The sequence below is a fragment of the Mangrovitalea sediminis genome, from assembly GCF_002514725.1.
Classification (GTDB): domain Bacteria; phylum Pseudomonadota; class Gammaproteobacteria; order Pseudomonadales; family Oleiphilaceae; genus Mangrovitalea; species Mangrovitalea sediminis.
This window is the reverse complement of record NZ_NTLB01000006.1, coordinates 412,767-429,771: the sequence shown is the minus strand read 5'-3', so window position 1 is coordinate 429,771 and position 17,005 is coordinate 412,767. Positions and strand designations below refer to the sequence as shown.

Here is a 17,005-nt window from a genome sequence, read left to right as displayed (position 1 = left end):
ACACACAATGAGCGAGAGCTTTGCTGAACTTTTTGAAGAGAGCCTGAAAGAAATTGATATGCAACCGGGTGCCATCGTTCAAGGCACTGTGGTTGAGATCGATCACGACTGGGTTACCGTTAATGCGGGCCTGAAGTCGGAAGGCGTTATCCCCCTTTCTCAGTTCCTGAACGAGAAAGGCGAGTTGAACCTCAAAGTAGGGGATACCGTCGATGTGGCTCTCGATGCTGTCGAGGATGGCTTCGGTGAGACACGTCTGTCTCGTGAAAAAGCCAAGCGTGCTGAGGCCTGGAAAGACCTGGAAAAGGCTTTCGAGAAGGACGAAGTTGTCAAAGGTGTGATCAACGGCAAAGTCAAAGGTGGCTTCACTGTCGACCTGAACGGTATCCGTGCGTTCCTGCCGGGTTCCCTGGTTGACGTTCGTCCGGTTCGCGATACGGCGCACCTGGAGAACAAAGAGCTTGAATTCAAGGTTATCAAGCTCGATCAGAAGCGCAACAATGTCGTGGTTTCCCGCCGTGCTGTGCTGGAAGCCGAGAACAGTGCAGAGCGCGAAGCGCTGCTGGGTACTCTGACCGAAGGTCTGGAAATCAAGGGTATCGTCAAGAACCTGACCGATTACGGTGCTTTCGTCGATCTGGGTGGCGTAGATGGTCTGCTGCACATCACCGACATGGCTTGGAAGCGTATCAAGCATCCGAGCGAAATCGTCAATGTTGGCGATGAGATTACGGTTAAGGTTCTCAAGTTCGACCGCGAGCGCAACCGTGTTTCCCTGGGTCTGAAGCAACTGGGCGAAGATCCTTGGGTCGATATCAAGGCGCGTTATCCGGAAGGTGCCAAAGTCACCGCACGCGTCACGAATCTGACCGACTACGGCTGCTTTGCCGAGTTGGAAGAGGGTGTCGAAGGTCTGGTTCACGTGTCTGAAATGGACTGGACCAACAAGAACATCCATCCGTCGAAAGTCGTTCAGGTTGGCGACGATGTGGATGTGATGGTTCTGGATATCGACGAAGAGCGTCGTCGTATCTCCCTGGGTATCAAGCAGTGTCATCCGAACCCGTGGGAAGAGTTCTCTGCGAACTACAACAAGAGCGATCGTATTGCCGGTAAGATCAAGTCGATCACCGATTTCGGTATCTTCATCGGTCTGGACGGCGGCATCGACGGTCTGGTTCACCTGTCCGATATCAGCTGGAACGAAACGGGTGAGGAAGCTGTTCGCAAGTACAAGAAAGGCGACGAAGTCGAAACCGTCATCCTGTCTGTTGATCCCGAGCGTGAGCGTATCTCGCTGGGTATCAAGCAACTGGAAAGCGATCCGTTCGCTGAATTCGTTCAGTTGAACGACAAGGGCACTATCGTGCGCGGCACCGTTAAGTCTATCGATGCCAAGCAGGCGATTATTGCGCTGAACGAAGAAGTCGAAGCGATCCTGAAAGCGTCTGAAATCAGCCGCGACAAGATCGAAGACGCGCGTAACGTGCTGAATGAGGGCGAGGAAGTCGAAGCCAAGATCATCAGCATCGATCGCAAGAACCGCGTCATCAACCTGTCAGTCAAGTCCAAGGACGTTGACGATGAGAAGCAGGTGATGCGCGATATGCGTGACAAGACTGCAGAAACTGCAGGTCCCACCACTATCGGTGACCTGATCAAAGAGCAGATGCAGCAGCAGGGCGCTAGCAAGAATTAATCCTTGTTAGGCTTCTGAACAAAAAAACGGGCTGTAACAGCCCGTTTTTTTTGTGTTTTTTTCAGCTTTGACTAAACTAGGACCGATAAGAATCAAAAGGAATGGTCTGATGACTAAGTCTGAGCTCGTAGAAATCATCGCATCCAAGCAGACACAGCTGTCTGTGAAGGATGTCGAGCTGGCTGTCAAAACCGTTATCGAGCACATGTCGCAAGCGCTGGCGGAAGGGCAACGTATCGAGATTCGCGGTTTCGGCAGCTTTTCACTGCATTACCGGGCACCCCGTACTGGCCGTAACCCGAAGACAGGGGAGCCCGTACAGTTGCCGGCTAAATATGTGCCGCATTTCAAACCGGGCAAAGAATTGCGCGAAGAGGTCAACGATAGCCTGAAGCAGGGCTACTGATCCTATCGCGAGACTCGCTCAGTCTTGTGGCTCCTATGGACTCGTGAAGCGAAAGCTTCGCTGCGGGCTTTGTTCGACCTGAAACCGGGGAAACCGGGTTGTTTCAGTCGGAGTTGGCGCCGTCTGTGTTATTATGGCTCGCAACCTGAACCCGCCAACCCTGGAGCGGAGTGAACTGAATGCTGGCCCGCTTGCGTAAGTTTCTTATCGGCCTCGTTGTAATTCTGCTGATTTTCTTTGCCCTGGTGTTTTCACTGAATAACCAGGTCCAGGTCTCTCTGAATTTTCTTGTTTTCCGCACTCCGGCTTTCGGTGTGGCCATATGGCTGATTTCGGCCTTCGTGCTGGGTGGTGTGCTCGGTGTGGCATTGACATCGTTAGTGGCGGTACGCCAGTCGGTGGCTCGCCGTCAACTGGCCCGGCGTCTTGAAAAGACAGAACGGGCGTTGGATGTTCAACGGAGTGAGCGTACCAAGGTCCTCTGATGGAAACGATCATGCAGTGGCTGCTGCTGGCAGCTGCCGTGGCCATCGGATGGCTGCTTGGGCGCTGGCGCGGGGATCGGAAGCGAGGGGCATCGCGAATCAGCGATGAATCTGAACTCCGCGAACGGCTGCAGTTTCTCTTTACCAATTATTCCGATGAGGCCATCGAATCCTTCGTGCAAGGATTGCCGGTCAATCGCGATACCGTCAGTATGCATTTCTCCATTGGCGCCCATTTCCGCAATAAGGGGGAGGTGGATCGCGCTATCCTGATTCATCAAAACCTTCTGGCACGACCTGAATTACCCGTTCGTTACTCCAGCCAGGTCACCTACGAACTGGCGATGGATTATCTGGCGGCCGGCCTGCTGGATCGCGCCGAATCACTGTTTCACCAGCTGATGGGTAGCAAAGACTATGCGCTGCAGAGTGCCCGGCAGCTGATTGAGCTCTATCAGCAGGAGCGGGAATGGGAAAAGGCGCGGCAAGTGGCCGGTACCCTCACCAAGGGAGACTCTGACCAGCGCCTGTCCAAGCAGCTCGCCTACCTGTCGTGCGAAATTGCCAGTGAGGCCCTCAAGCAGGAAGATTTCTGGCAGGCGCGCCAGCTTCTCAAGGAGGCGCTTGAACAGGATCGGACCTGTGTCCGCGCAACATTGCTCCTGGCTGAACTGCATCGCCGTCAGTACCGTCCTCGCGAGGCGCGTGCCACCTTATTGAAGGTCTTCGAACAGAACCCCGCTTTTGGGCCGGAAGCCGTCGACCGTTTGATTCGGATGGCCCGTGAGGAGGGCAGCGAGGCACGTCTGGCGCGAAAGCTGCGCAAACTTTATGACGCCTGGCCCAGTACAAGCTTGTTGCTGGCGTATATCGACTGCCTCGAGCGATCCGAAGGCCGCGCTCCGGCAATCGCCTTTTTGCGTCAGGAGCTGGAAAGCCGACCGAGCCTGAGGGCGTTGCTGAGGTTGATCGAACTTGCCGGCTATGAAAAAGGCATGACCAGTGATGAAGGTCGCCTGGTGAGCCGAATGGGTGAGACACTTTTGAAAAATCGTCCGATTTACCGCTGTGTGCAATGTGGGTTTTCCGGGCGTCAGTTGCATTGGTTATGCCCTAGTTGCAAGACCTGGGAATCGGTACAACCCATTCAAGGGGTGGAAGGAGAATAATGTTGGATCCCAAAGTCATCGTGGCATTGGATTACCCGACCCGTGAGGCTGCTTTGGCGCTCGCCGGACAACTTGACCCGTCGCTCTGCCGCCTGAAGGTGGGCAAGGAAATGTTTACGCTGTTTGGGCCGGCATTGGTCGAGCAGTTGCAGGGGCTGGGGTTCGATGTCTTCCTTGATCTTAAATTCCACGATATTCCGAACACCACTGCACGGGCGGTGGCGGCGGCAGCCGAGCTGGGAGTCTGGATGGTCAATGTGCATGCTTCCGGTGGACGGCGGATGATGACAGCCTGTGCGGAGGTGTTGGCCAAGCGTTCCGGCCCTGTGCCGCTGCTGATTGCTGTGACCGTGTTGACCAGTCTGGAGCAGGCGGATCTGCAGGAGATTGGTCTCGATTGCGAACCGCTGGTGCAGGTGGATCGTCTTGCTCGTCTTGCCCAGGACTGTGGACTGGATGGGGTTGTCTGTTCAGCCCAGGAAGCATCGGAATTGCGGCGCAAGTTGGGGAATGACTTCGCGCTTGTAACGCCGGGTATCCGTCCGGCCTTCGCTGCGAAAGATGATCAAAAACGTATTATGACGCCTGCGGATGCCCTGCGCGCCGGCAGCAGTTACCTGGTGATCGGTCGACCGATCACCCAGGCGCAGGACCCGCTGGAAGCACTGCGACAGATTCAGGTGGAGATTGCCGCCGCCTGAGCGCCAACGGATTTTCGCTCTGATGGCTCATCGAGCATAGGATCTGAAGAGGAGGTGCGTTCATGTCCTTGTTAACGCCTTTCAGGGTTCAGTGTCCCTATTGCTGGGAGACGATCGAGGTATTGCTGGACCCCTCCGAACCGAGCCAATCCTATATCGAAGACTGCCAGGTTTGCTGCCATCCAATCCAGTTTCGGGTTGAGATCGACGAATCCGGTATAGCCCAAGTCGACGCCCAACGTGAGGATGACTGAGGAGCGCACTGCCATGTCCTTTCAGCGAAAAGATATCGAATTTCCCAGTGATGCTGTGACCTGCAGGGCCTGGCTGTATCAGCCGGTGGAGATGGTCGCAGGCGTGCGCCCCTGTATTGTGATGGCGCACGGATTGGGTGGGACCCGTGATGCGGGTCTGGAGCCCTTTGCCGAGGCCTTTGCTGAAGCCGGTTATGTGGTCTTGCTGTTTGATTACCGGCACTTCGGTAGCAGCGACGGGATGCCTCGGCAACTTCTGTCGGTGCGCCGGCAACTGCGGGACTGGCAGTCTGCGATCGATACGGCGCGAGGTCTCGAAGGTGTCGATCCGAAAAAAATTGCACTCTGGGGGTCGTCCTTTTCCGGCGGGCACGTCGTCGTGGCGGCGGCGAAAGATGCGCGTGTTGCCGCCGTTGTGGCTCAGGGGCCGATGATGGACGGGCTTGCAGCGGTGATGAATGTCGCCCGCTATGCCGGGATAAGCCAGATCCTGCGGCTAAGTGGTGTGGGTCTGCTCGATCAATTATTGGGGCTCTTCGGGCTGGGACCGGTCTATGTCCCGCTGGTCGCGGCACCGGGACAGCTTGCTGCCATGTCCAGCCAGGATGCCGAGCCCGGCTATCGGGCGATTACGCCGCCTCATTGGCGAAATGAAATGGCGGCGCGGCTGGCATTGGTATTGGCGGCCTATCGCCCGATTCGCTACGCGGATCAGGTGACCTGTCCAGCCTTGGTTCAGGTGTGTATGAACGACAGTGTTGCACCCGCGAGATCGGCCATCGCCACGGCAAAGCGTATGGGGGAGCGCTGTCAGTTGAAATGCTATGAGGGGATGGGACATTTCGACATCTATGTCGGATCGGGTTTCGAGCAGGCCGTTGGTGATCAGCTTCGGTTTTTCGACAGTGTGTTACCTGTTTGAGGACGAGATGTTTACCTGTCGTAAAATCGCCATGGTGAGGGGAATACACTGGTGGGCTGTTTCGTGGTACTGATGAGGAGGCATCGATGAAGCTGGCGATTTATTGCGGTTCGAGCGAAGGTCGCGATCCGGGGCACGTTGAGCGAACGGCGGCAGTTGGGCGGGCGCTCGCCCAGCGGGGGATCGGCATCGTTTACGGCGGCGGACGTGTTGGTTTGATGGGTACGCTTGCGGATGCAGCGCTCGCCGAGGGGGGCACGGTTATCGGTGTTATTCCCAAAGCGCTGGAGGCTCGTGAGGTAGCGCACCGCGGTCTAACGGAGCTGCATGTGGTTGCCGATATGCATGAGCGAAAGGCATTGATGGCGGAACTCTCGGACGGGTTTATAGCGTTACCGGGAGGCATCGGCACACTGGAGGAGCTCTTTGAATCCTGGACCTGGGGATTGTTGGGGTTTCACCGGAAGCCCTGTGCATTACTCAATGCGGCGGGCTACTACGATGAGTTATGCCGATTCATCGATAAGATGGTCGACGAAGGTTTTCTGCAGCCGCATTTCCGCGATATGTTGGTGATTTCGTCGGAACTCGAGATCCTGCTGAAAGCATTCGAAACCTATCAGCCGCCGGTACGCAAGGGCGGCTAAGACGTTATCGGTATCCCGGGTCATTGCGGGCTGCCCGCTGCGATAACCACTTTACGCTCTCTGCCACCACCAGAATTACCACACCCAGACCCATGCAGAGTAGAAGTTGCCGGGGCGTGGCATGCCCAAATTCGAACAATCCGGTCAGTGGCGGTAACCAAAGCGCCAGGACGAGGAGCGCTGTGGTCAGTGTCAGCACAATCCAAAGGGGGCGATTAGGCGTGCGGAGGGTGTGCAGGAGTGAGGCGGCACGGGAGCGGTTGACCAGAATCAGGGCCACGTTTCCCGCTACCAATGTCACGAAACTCAGCGTTCGCGCAACGGCGTTCGGCTCGCCGAGTTGGCGTGCACCTATCAGTGCCAGCAAGGTCGCCCCAAGCACCAGCATTCCCTGAAGCAGACTTAACAGTAGGCTTCGTCGATCGATCAGTGCCGATTTCCTGGGGCGGGGTTTTCGTTGCAGGAGGTCTGATGCTTCCTTTTCAGCCTCGAAGGCCACCGAGCAGGTTGGATCGATGACCAGCTGCAGGAAGGCGATGTGTACGGGGAGCAGGATCAGTGGCCAGCCCAGCAGCACGGGCAATAGGGATAGGCCGGCGATAGGGATGTGGACGGCAATGATGTAATTCAGCGCCCTCTGCAGGTTGTCGTAGATACGGCGTCCCAAGCGCACGGCCTGCAGGATGGAACCGAAGTCATCGTCGGTGATGACCAGGTCCGCTGCCTCCCGGGCTACATCGGTTCCCCTGCCTCCCATGGCGATACCAATGTCGGCGGCCTTGAGCGCCGGCGCATCGTTGACGCCATCACCGGTCATTCCTACGACCTCTCCCCGTTGCTGCAACAGGCGTACGATCCGTAGTTTCTGCTCTGGCTGGACCCGCGCCACAACCTGGGTATTGGCCAGGCGCTCACCAAGCTCCTTATCAGACAGCGCCTGAATCTCCTGGCCAGTCAGGCAGCCTGTGCCGGTATCCATACCTGCTTCCCGGGCTATGGCCAAAGCCGTCCCCGGATAGTCGCCCGTGATCATGAGCAGGCGGATGCCCGCATTGCGGCAGGCGGTGACGGCACCAGCGACGCTGGGGCGCAGCGGGTCCTGCAAGCCGATCAGCCCGAGATAGTGAAAGGCGTAGTCATGTTGTTTGGTCGGGGGCGGTGTTGCTGCATGGTGGCGGCTTTCCGCCTGGGCATGGGTCAAGGCGGCCTCGGCAACGCCAAGTACCCTGAGCCCCTGTTCGGATAGGGCCTGGACTTGTTGCTCCATCGCAGCGATTTGGTCCGGCGGCAGGTGGCAGAGTGCCGCGATGGCTTCCGGGGCACCCTTGGCGGCGATAGTCGGGCTGTCGCTGTCACGGGCCTGCCAGACCTGCGTCATGGCCAGAAGGTCTACCGTCAGGGGATATTGACGAACCAGTTGCCAGTCGTTGTGAAGATGTTCGGCGTCGACGAACTGTTCCAGCCCGAGCGCACGGATGGCGCGCTCCATGGGGTCAAACGGGTCGGACCTTGTGGCCAGAATGGCGAATTCCACCAGACGATGTACGGATTCCGGCAAGGGGGCATCCCGCAGCGCTGTGAGGCGACCATCGGCAGTCACCAACGTGTTTACTCGCATGCGGTTTTCGGTCAGGGTGCCGGTTTTGTCGACACAAAGCACTGTGGCGGCGCCCAATGTCTCTATGGCGGCGAGATCCCGGGTAAGCACGTGGCGGCGAGCCATACGCCAGGCGCCCAGTGCCAGGAAAATGGTCAGGATCAGAGGGAATTCTTCCGGGAGTAAGGCCATGGCCAGTGTGATGCCGGCCAGAATGCCGCCGAGGCCGTCGCCTCTGTCCAGGATCATTACCAGGCTGACCAGCAAGCTGAGAGCGACGGCAATCAGCGCGGTGGTTTTGACCAAATGGCGAATTTCACGCCGCAGGGGGCTGTCGCCGGTTTGGATACTTTCGAGGGAAAGCCCGAGGCGGCCGAAACGGGTTTCGCTGCCGGTGAATTCGACTTCCGCGACACCTTGCCCGCTGACCACCAGGGTTCCGGAAAATACGCGGTCGGTCAGTGCCTCGGTATCGGCTGTTTCCGCAGCGACCCACTTGTCGACAGGTATGGATTCTCCGGTCAGCAGGGACTCGTCGATGCGCAGGTGGCGTGCATCCCGCAGAATGGCATCCGCGGGAATGCGGTCTCCTTCGGCGAGAACGATCCAGTCGCCAGGTACCACCTCCCGGCCAGGGATGCGAATACGTTCGCCCTCCCGGATCACGAGGGCGCGAGGGCTCGACAGGTCACGCAGGGCGTCCAGTGCGCGCTCGGATTTGTGCTCCTGATAGAGTGTGATGGCGATGATGACAACGACAAAACCCAGCAATACCCACGCTTCCCGGGGTTCGCCGAGCAGCCAATAGGTCAGGCCGCAGGCGAGTAAAAGCAATAACATCGGCTCGACAAGCACGGCCCTGAGCAGCGCCAGCAAGTTTTTGCGACTGCGTTCGGGTAAAGCATTGGGGCCATGCCGACGTAACTTTTCCTGCGCTTCTGCGGCGGACAGTCCCTGCTTGTTGCCGGAGGAGGGCGCTGCGCTTTCCATGGAGTCTGCCTTGGCTGAGGTGATGTGTCTTTTATAGATCAGATACTGGAGGCAAAACGTAGAGAGAGGTCAACGATTGGGTAAATTGCCTTTCGGCGAGTTCAATCATAGAACTTGGCATTGACCAGTCACGAAGGAAGATTTTTTAACCGGTATGGTCTGCGAGAGTGATTCGGGTATTCGCGGACACAAAAAAGCCGCTACAAAGAGCGGCTTTCGAAATTCGTGGCTCCCCGAGCTGGGCTCGAACCAGCGACCCACGGATTAACAGTCCGTTGCTCTACCAACTGAGCTATCGGGGAACATCTTTAACGAGGCGCGTATGTTACGGAGGTTTTTACGTGTCGTCAACACGTTGCACTGCATTTTATAAACCGTCCCCAAAATGGGTTTTGGAGACGGTTGTACTGTGCGCCTCAGGCGGCTGAATCAGGCGCTTTTCAACACCTTGCCAATACGCTCGATCGCTTTTTCCAGGTTTTCCATGCTGGTGGCGAAGCTCAGGCGCACATGACCAGGAGTGCCGAAGGCAGAGCCGGGAACCACCGCGACGCCAGCTTCCGCAAGCAGGTATTCCGCCATTTCCACGTCATTGCTGACGCCAGGGGTTGCCTCGATAGCGGCCTGGACACTGGGGAACACATAGAAAGTGCCGTCGCCAGCTGCGCAGGACACACCGGGCAGGTCGTTCAGTGCATTGACCAGCCAGTCGTGACGCTTCCTGAAGGCCTTCACCATTTCGCCGACGCATTCCTGAGGACCGTCCAGTGCCGCCTGCGCCGCCGCCTGGGAAACCGAGCAGGGGTTGGAAGTACTCTGGGACTGGATTTTCTTCATGGCGCCAATGACCCGGGCTGGGCCTGCCGCATAGCCGATACGCCAGCCGGTCATCGAATAAGCCTTGGAAACGCCATTGAGGACGAAGGTCCGGTCATAGAGTTCCGGCGTTGCATTCAGGATGTTGGCAAAGGGTTCGCCGGTCCAGAGAATGTGTTCGTACATATCGTCAGTGGCCACCATGACATGAGGGTGGCGCATCAGGACGGTGCCCAATGCTTTCAGCTCATCCAGCGAGTAGGCCATGCCGCTCGGATTGGAGGGGCTATTGAGCACGACCAGTCGCGTTTTCGGTGTGATGGCCGCTTCCAACTGCTCGGCTGTAATCTTGAAACGGGACGCCTGGGTGGTCTCGATAATGACGGGCTTTCCTTCGGCCACCAGTACCATATCAGGGTAAGACACCCAGTAAGGCGCGGGAATAATGACTTCATCGCCGGCATTGATCAGGGCCAGAGAGAGGTTGAAGAAGCTCTGTTTGCCCCCAGATGACACCAGAATCTGGTTTGGTTCGTAGCTGAGCCCGTTGTCGCGGCGGAATTTTTCGATAATGGCCTTTTTCAGCGCCGGAGTGCCATCGACCGCCGTATACTTGGTCTGACCGTTACGAATGGCCTGAATCGCAGCGTCCTTGATGTGCTCAGGGGTATCGAAATCGGGCTCGCCGGCGCCCAGTCCGATAATATCCTTGCCCGCCGCCCGGAGTTCGGCGGCCTTGTTGGTGACTGCCAGGGTGGGAGAAGGCTTGATCTGTTGTACGCGATTCGAGAGTTGAACGTCCAAACTAGCGCTCCTTGATGGTAGCAGGCCTGTGATTGTGGAAGGAAAAACGCTGGTCGGCTCCAGCGGCAGTCCCACCGTGACAATGTTACCATGACGCAGTTTGGGCGATAAGTAATCGTCCTTCCTTGTTGGCCGAAAGGATGAGCTGACAGGAGGATAAATCGCCAACGCCGATTCCGAGAGGTAGAACCGTCGATGTTCAAGGTGAATTCCGGGTACGCGCCCGCCGGTGATCAGCCAACGGCGATCGCCGAACTGGTCGAGGGTCTGGAGTCCGGCCTGGCCCACCAAACGCTGCTGGGGGTGACCGGGTCCGGTAAGACCTTCACCATTGCCAATGTGATTCAGGCCATGCAGCGGCCGACGATCGTCATGGCCCATAACAAGACGCTGGCCGCGCAGCTTTACGGGGAGTTCAAGGAGTTCTTCCCCGATAATGCGGTGGAGTATTTCGTTTCCTATTACGATTATTACCAGCCGGAAGCCTATGTGCCCTCGTCGGATACCTTCATCGAGAAGGACGCGTCCATCAATGAACACATAGAACAGATGCGGCTCTCTGCGACCAAGGCCCTGCTGGAACGCCGCGATGCCATTATTGTGGCGACCGTTTCCTCCATTTACGGCCTGGGTGACCCCCAGTCCTACCTGAAGATGATGCTGCACCTGGACCGCGGCGACCAGATCGATCAGCGTTTTATCCTGAAGCGTCTTGCTGAGTTGCAGTACACGCGAAATGACGTGGAGTTGCACCGTGCGACCTATCGCGTTCGTGGCGATGTTATAGACGTTTTCCCGGCGGAATCGGATAGGGAAGCCATTCGCATCGAGCTGTTCGACGATGAAGTCGAAAACCTCAGTCATTTTGACCCGCTAACCGGCGAGGTTTCGCGGCGTGTGCCGCGGGTGACGATCTATCCCAAGAGCCACTATGTCACTCCGCGCCAGACGATTCTGGATGCGACCGAAAACATCAAGGCTGAGCTGGCGGAACGGCTGGAAACACTCAGGGCCAACAATAAACTGGTTGAGGCTCAGCGGCTGGAAGAGCGGACCCGCTACGATGTGGAGATGATGCTGGAACTGGGGTACTGCAACGGCATCGAAAACTACTCCCGCTACCTGTCTGGCCGTAAGCCGGGCGAACCGCCGCCCACGCTGTTCGATTACCTGCCGCCGGATGCCCTGTTGGTGGTGGACGAATCCCATGTCACCATCCCGCAGATCGGTGCTATGTACCGGGGTGACCGTTCGCGTAAGGAAACGCTGGTGGAATACGGTTTCCGCCTGCCGTCGGCACTGGATAACCGTCCCATGCGCTTCGATGAATGGGAAGCCATTGCGCCGCAGATGATCTTTGTGTCGGCCACGCCGGGTCCCTACGAGGCGGAACATGCCGGGCAGGTGGTTGAGCAGGTGGTACGGCCTACCGGTTTGCTCGATCCCACGATCGAAGTGCGCCCGGCAACGACCCAGGTGGACGACTTGCTGTCGGAAATCCACAAACGGGTCGAGGTCAACGAACGGGTTTTGGTGACCACCCTGACCAAGCGGATGGCAGAAGACCTCACCGACTTCCTGCAGGAGCACAACATCCGTGTGCGCTACCTGCATTCCGATATCGATACTGTCGAGCGCGTGGAAATTATTCGCGATCTGCGGCGGGGGGAGTTCGACGTACTGGTCGGTATCAACCTGCTGCGGGAAGGCCTGGATATGCCCGAAGTATCGCTGGTGGCCATTCTCGATGCCGACAAGGAAGGCTTCCTGCGCTCCGAGCGTTCGCTGATCCAGACCATCGGCCGGGCAGCCCGTAATATCAACGGGATGGCGATCCTTTATGGCGACAAGATTACCGGCTCCATGCAGCGTGCCCTGGATGAAACCGAACGGCGCCGGGCTCGCCAGATGGAGCACAATATCAAGCATGGCATTACGCCAACGGGGCTGGTCAAGAAAGTCACGGATATCATGGAAGGGGCCATCCCGGGCCGCCGGCGCTCCGAGCGGGCGCAACAGCGGGTCGCGGAACCCGCAAGCGGCTATGGTGTCGTTACCGAGGGGAGGTCGCCGCAGGAGATGCTGAAGGATATCGAACGTCTGGAGGACGAGATGTATCAGGCCGCCTCCAACCTCGAATTCGAGAAGGCGGCACGATTGCGTGACGATATTATCGCCCTGAAGGAAGCGACTTTGCGGGCAGGTTGATCACCGGGCCGGGAGTATGTCAGGCCTGCAGTATTCTGCATGTTCAAGATAACAAGGAGAAATCTGTCCCTATGGCGTACTTCGGTAAGAGCTATCATCCGCCTGGTACCGCGCCCGGCACCCTGAGTGTGCCGGCAGAGACAGCCCATCAACCCCTGAGCATTCGTCTGATCGACTATACGGACGAAACCTTCGAAGAGCGGGAACTGGTCAGTGTGGCGGACTGTTGCCGGTTTCTGGGCAGGGAATCGAGAACCTGGATCCAGGTCAATGGCACACCAGACCCCGAGATGCTGAAAAGTCTCGGGGCCCAGTTTCAACTCCATGACCTGGCGCTGGAAGATGTGCTCAACACCGGGCAACGTCCCAAGGTCGATACCTTTGGCGATCAGTTGTTCGTGATCATGACCCTGCCGGTGTATAGAGATCGCATCGTCAGGACCCAGCAGATGAGCTTCTTTGTCGGTGACAACTACATCATCTGCTTCTGCCCCAGCGATACCGACCCGTTCGAGCCGGTGCGCAGGCGTTTGCGCTTGTCGGGTAGTGGGCGGCTTCGTAGCCGGGGTGTGGATTATCTGCTCTACGCGCTTCTGGATCTGGTGATCGATGAGGCATTCCCGGTGTTGGAAGCCTTCGGTGACGAGATCGAGGACCTTGAGGAGGAACTGCTGGTCAAGCCGGATCAGGGCACCCTGTCCTGGATTCATGGGGTCAAGCGGGAGCTGTTGTTGCTGCGGCGAATGCTGTGGCCGCAACGGGAGGTAATCAACGCCTTGCTACGCCTTGAGGATAGCGTGATCCATGAAGATACCCACGTTTATCTCAGAGACTGCTACGATCACTGCATCCAGATCATGGATCTGCTGGAATCCTTTCGCGACATGGCAACCAGCATGCTGGACGTCTACCTTTCCAGTATCAGCAATCGCACAAACGATATTATGCGGGTGTTGACCATTATTGCGACCATCTTTATCCCGTTGACCTTTATCGTTGGGGTGTACGGGATGAATTTCAGTAACGACAAGAGCCCCTGGGCGATGCCGGAATTACATTGGTATTACGGCTATCCTCTGGTTTGGGGCCTGATGTTGCTGATTACCGCCGGCCTGTTGTGGTACTTCCGCAGACAGCGCTGGATTTGACGGGGCATAGCCCCGTTTTGCCGACCTTTTACAGGATGCTGCCCTATGATGCTATCTTCCGATCTGGTAGACGAACTGCACATGCTGCTGTTGTTCGATCCCGCCAATACCCAGGAAGGCCTTAAAGTCCACTCTACCGCCGAACCCTCATCGGTGTCGGCAGCGCAACGCCTTTTCGAAAAAGGGCTCATAACCCAGCCGGATGGGGGGTATCTCACCGGGCTCGGACAAGATGCCGCCGAGCATGCACAGGCCCTGATCACCATCCTGACGTCTGGAGGCACTGAGCCCTGAGGTCTTCAGCGGGTAAAGGTGTTCTGATGGGGGCGCTGACCGGTATCGTTGCCAGCAACCTGCTGTCGATGCCGCTGGTGTCCTACGTGATCGCTTCCCACCACCTTGAAACGGTAGCACCGGACCGCCTGAACGACGCCGTTCAGGCGGCTATCGGATCGAGTGCAGTGCTGCTGGTGTTGCAGTGCGGCCTTGGGTGGCTGGCCCCGGTTCTCGGTGGATTCGTCGCCGCCCTCCTGGCGCCAGGTCGCGAATGGCTCAGCGGCGCGCTCTCATCGTTTCTCTATATCATTATCGGGATCTATACGTTGATGCATGGCGCCCAGGCAGAGGGCGCCAGCAGCGTCAGCTTGCTGATACTCTTTTCCAGTCCGTTGGCGGGATTTGCGGGGGGCGCGCTAAGAGGTCTGCAGATGAAGCGGCGCCATGGAGAAGGGGTTGGATAACCGCTCCCTCTATCCTCATACCTAGTGGCCGTAAACGACCAAATTGGTGTTGTCGACGACGAAGTCGGTGAAATTGACGCTGCCAATATTGACGCCGCCGACCCGGAAGACGGGCATGCTGATATCCGCCCGGAAATTGGCATCGTAAATCGCCAGGGCATTCTGGCCGGCGGCTGTCGTCGCACGCGCGACCTTCATGCTGGCGCTGGCAAAGCCGAAACTGCCGGCCGTATCGTTGCCGCGGGAGTTGTCGATGGTCATGCCTTCGATACCGACGTTGGCCAGGTTGAAAACCAGCAGGACATCGGAATGATCCCAGTTCAGGCTCATGTCGGTGATCTTGAAGTGGGTGTCGAATTCAACGTTGGAGTCACCCAGCTTGGTGCCGTTGGGCAGTGAAGCGTGCTCCCCGTCACCGTTGTTGTGGACGATAATGTCGGTTGGCCCAAGGTAGCCCTTGATGTTGATGTTCGAGAACAGGTTGGTGCCGCTGTTGGTAAAGGCGCCCTGACCCTGGCTGCTGACCGTGATGGAGCCGATACTCAGGCCAAAGTCGATCGCGGTCAGGTAGTCGTTGACGTTTGTCGGGTCGCCGATATTGGTCGGATCGATACGGATGGCCAGGTCGCCACCGTTGAGCTGTTTCCCGTACCCTATCACGTTGCCGCTGGAGTCCGTTACAGCCGTTTGCTGCATGGCGGCGGCGACGTCGGGGTTACTGGCGCTGAGCGTCCCCTGAGAGCCTAAATAGGCAAGATCGGAAAAGCCATAGGGCAGGATTTCCCCCTGGCCGGCAATATCAAGCTTGAGCCGCACGTTATCCAGCGGACCGCCATTCATTCCCGATAGGTGCACATTGTTGATCGAGAGATAGCCCTGATCCTGATAGGCGAGCTTTCCCATACTGAGTTCGGTCTGCAGTTCGACGGTGATACCGGCCTGGCCGGTCATGCCCCGCAAGGCTGCATCGTCCAGTGGCCGGAACTCGGCGCGCGCCACAGAACTCACTGCCGTCATGCTTACTGCAAGACACAGCACTTTCAGGCCTTTCATCGTTGTTCCCTTGGACAGGATCTTGTGTCCCATCTCTTTGTTTTCGTTATAGTATTTTATTTTTTATAGAATCGAATTACGGTTCGGCTTTCCGGGTTGAAGATTTCCTCCCAAGAGGTTAACAAACAGTAATCTTCAGTTGGCATCCGGTCCGAGACGGGCGTCACAAAATGCCAAGGGCGCTGCCGGTTTGGGTCAGCGTTTTTCACCGACGATCACCGCGGCCTGCAGGGTTTGCTGTCCATAACGGGCCATGCGTTCGAAGACGGCGCGATCTATCGGCAGGTATTGCTTGTCAGCAATGGTTTCGCCTTCCTCGACGTCGACTTCGGGATCGTGCAGATAGATGAACTGGCTGTCGATGGCGCAGACCGTCACCCAGTGGGGGACCCGGCTTCGGTTCAACTGCCAGGTGCTGATCAGAATGACGGGTATCCGCCCCTCAATAAGCGCCTTCTCGATGATTTCCAGCGTCACGGGGTTGTATTGGACCTGGACGCCGGTTTCGCTCAGCTCTGCCAGGAATTCCTGGTGGACGAGTTCCAGCACGCGCTTCTTGTTTTCGGCGCGGACGGTATCGAGAAACAGTGGGCCGTCCTGGGAAACATGCATTGTGACCCGGAAGCCACGGTGCCAGGCTGCCAGCGCGAGTCCATGGGGGCCGCAGCCGCCGTGGCCCGACAGCATGAAAATCGTGGTGGCTTCCCGCCAGATGCGCAATTCCTCCAGCGTCGAAAGGTTGCGGTCATCACAGAGTGCGGCCATGGCCATCATGAGCGCCGCCGGTCCACAGGTGAAGTCGGTCGTCTGCGGGTAGTAGGGCACATTGGGAAAGCGGTCGGTCGGCGCGTAGAACAGAATGCGCTTTTCAAATCGCAGCGCGTCTTCATGGTCGGCATAGTAGTCGCGGTAGGTACCGAACTGGCGGTAGCCCAGGCGACGGTAAAGGGCAATGGCGCTGGCATTGTCGCGACGCACTTCCAGTCGCATGACAATGCGACCGGCTTCGGCGGCGTTGTGTTCGCTTTCGCGGAGCAGGCGCTCACCGAGGCCCTGACCGCGGCATTCGGGGTCGATCGCAATGGAATAGATGCGAGCCAGTCGTGTAGCGTTGTGCATGAACACCAGGCAGTAGCCGACAAGGCGCTCAGCGTCGAGCGCAACAATCAATAGGTCCCGAGGCATTTCGATGAAACGGCGGAAACTGCGGCGAGAAATCCGGTCCTCGCTGAAACAGGTGTTTTCCAGTTTCACCAAGGCATCGATGTCGGCCGGTTCGGCGGATCGGAAACTGATGTTGCTCATGCGGAATGGGTATCCTGAAATACGTTATTTGCCTGTTTTCAACACTTCACAGGACTCTCGC

Annotated in this window: 16 protein-coding genes and 1 tRNA gene; 12 read left to right on the top strand and 5 right to left on the bottom strand. The window is 57.6% G+C overall.

Features of this window, described 5'->3' with window-relative positions:
- Nucleotides 1-7 precede the first annotated feature (7 nt).
- The 8 genes from rpsA to CLR77_RS17000 all read left to right on the top strand — a co-directional run bounded on the left by rpsA (nt 8) and on the right by CLR77_RS17000 (nt 6,283).
- Complete coding sequence (gene rpsA, locus CLR77_RS17035) at nt 8-1,699, top strand: 30S ribosomal protein S1 (RefSeq protein ID WP_097461878.1); 1,692 nt, start codon at nt 8-10, stop codon at nt 1,697-1,699.
- A 91-nt stretch (nt 1,700-1,790) separates the two neighbouring features.
- Nucleotides 1,791-2,105: an integration host factor subunit beta gene (locus CLR77_RS17030; protein ID WP_264754705.1), complete on the top strand. Its 315-nt coding sequence runs from the start codon at nt 1,791-1,793 to the stop codon at nt 2,103-2,105.
- Between the two features lie 179 nt (nt 2,106-2,284).
- The gene (locus tag CLR77_RS17025; protein WP_227519971.1) at nt 2,285-2,590 is read left to right on the top strand and encodes a lipopolysaccharide assembly protein LapA domain-containing protein; all 306 of its coding nucleotides are present in this window, start codon (nt 2,285-2,287) and stop codon (nt 2,588-2,590) included.
- Nucleotides 2,590-3,759, top strand: coding sequence for a lipopolysaccharide assembly protein LapB (gene lapB, locus CLR77_RS17020; protein ID WP_097461876.1), 1,170 nt, complete (start codon nt 2,590-2,592; stop codon nt 3,757-3,759). Before CLR77_RS17025 ends, lapB begins: the two co-directional genes overlap by 1 nt.
- Entirely contained in the window at nt 3,756-4,460 is a 705-nt protein-coding gene (pyrF, locus tag CLR77_RS17015; protein WP_406564967.1) for an orotidine-5'-phosphate decarboxylase, read from the top strand. The genes lapB and pyrF overlap by 4 nt, the downstream gene beginning before the upstream one ends.
- Before the next feature lie 62 nt (nt 4,461-4,522).
- The gene (locus CLR77_RS17010; RefSeq protein ID WP_198962801.1) at nt 4,523-4,714 is read left to right on the top strand and encodes a CPXCG motif-containing cysteine-rich protein; all 192 of its coding nucleotides are present in this window, start codon (nt 4,523-4,525) and stop codon (nt 4,712-4,714) included.
- 13 nt (nt 4,715-4,727) lie between these two features.
- On the top strand, nt 4,728-5,636 hold the full coding sequence (locus CLR77_RS17005) for an alpha/beta hydrolase (RefSeq protein ID WP_097461874.1): 909 nt from the start codon (nt 4,728-4,730) through the stop codon (nt 5,634-5,636).
- A gap of 86 nt (nt 5,637-5,722) precedes the next feature.
- Nucleotides 5,723-6,283, top strand: coding sequence for an LOG family protein (locus CLR77_RS17000; protein WP_097461873.1), 561 nt, complete (start codon nt 5,723-5,725; stop codon nt 6,281-6,283).
- A gap of 4 nt (nt 6,284-6,287) precedes the next feature.
- Here the strand turns inward: CLR77_RS17000 and CLR77_RS16995 are convergent, their stop codons facing one another.
- The 3 genes from CLR77_RS16995 to CLR77_RS16985 form a co-directional block, all read right to left on the bottom strand.
- The gene (locus CLR77_RS16995; protein ID WP_097461872.1) at nt 6,288-8,870 is read right to left on the bottom strand and encodes a cation-translocating P-type ATPase; all 2,583 of its coding nucleotides are present in this window, start codon (nt 8,868-8,870) and stop codon (nt 6,288-6,290) included.
- A 226-nt stretch (nt 8,871-9,096) separates the two neighbouring features.
- A tRNA-Asn gene (locus CLR77_RS16990) sits at nt 9,097-9,172 on the bottom strand.
- A gap of 127 nt (nt 9,173-9,299) precedes the next feature.
- Nucleotides 9,300-10,490 (bottom strand): pyridoxal phosphate-dependent aminotransferase, encoded by a 1,191-nt coding sequence (locus CLR77_RS16985; RefSeq protein WP_097461871.1) that lies wholly within the window; start codon nt 10,488-10,490, stop codon nt 9,300-9,302.
- A gap of 195 nt (nt 10,491-10,685) precedes the next feature.
- Here CLR77_RS16985 and uvrB point away from each other — a divergent pair, with 195 nt between their 5' ends.
- The 4 genes from uvrB to CLR77_RS16965 all read left to right on the top strand — a co-directional run bounded on the left by uvrB (nt 10,686) and on the right by CLR77_RS16965 (nt 14,586).
- Complete coding sequence (uvrB, locus tag CLR77_RS16980) at nt 10,686-12,698, top strand: excinuclease ABC subunit UvrB (protein WP_097461870.1); 2,013 nt, start codon at nt 10,686-10,688, stop codon at nt 12,696-12,698.
- 71 nt (nt 12,699-12,769) lie between these two features.
- Nucleotides 12,770-13,846 carry a magnesium/cobalt transporter CorA gene (gene corA / locus CLR77_RS16975; RefSeq protein ID WP_097461869.1) on the top strand — a complete coding sequence of 359 codons (1,077 nt, stop codon included), beginning with the start codon at nt 12,770-12,772 and terminating at the stop codon, nt 13,844-13,846.
- Nucleotides 13,847-13,891: 45 nt separating this feature from the next.
- On the top strand, nt 13,892-14,140 hold the full coding sequence (locus CLR77_RS16970; protein WP_097461868.1) for a TIGR02647 family protein: 249 nt from the start codon (nt 13,892-13,894) through the stop codon (nt 14,138-14,140).
- A gap of 26 nt (nt 14,141-14,166) precedes the next feature.
- Nucleotides 14,167-14,586, top strand: coding sequence for a hypothetical protein (locus CLR77_RS16965; protein ID WP_097461867.1), 420 nt, complete (start codon nt 14,167-14,169; stop codon nt 14,584-14,586).
- Between the two features lie 21 nt (nt 14,587-14,607).
- Here the strand turns inward: CLR77_RS16965 and CLR77_RS16960 are convergent, their stop codons facing one another.
- Both CLR77_RS16960 and rimI read right to left on the bottom strand, forming a co-directional pair.
- A complete protein-coding gene (locus CLR77_RS16960; RefSeq protein ID WP_227519969.1) occupies nt 14,608-15,672 on the bottom strand; it encodes a DUF6160 family protein in 1,065 nt (354 codons plus the stop codon).
- Nucleotides 15,673-15,834: 162 nt separating this feature from the next.
- Entirely contained in the window at nt 15,835-16,944 is a 1,110-nt protein-coding gene (gene rimI / locus CLR77_RS16955; protein ID WP_097461866.1) for a ribosomal protein S18-alanine N-acetyltransferase, read from the bottom strand.
- Nucleotides 16,945-17,005 lie beyond the last annotated feature (61 nt).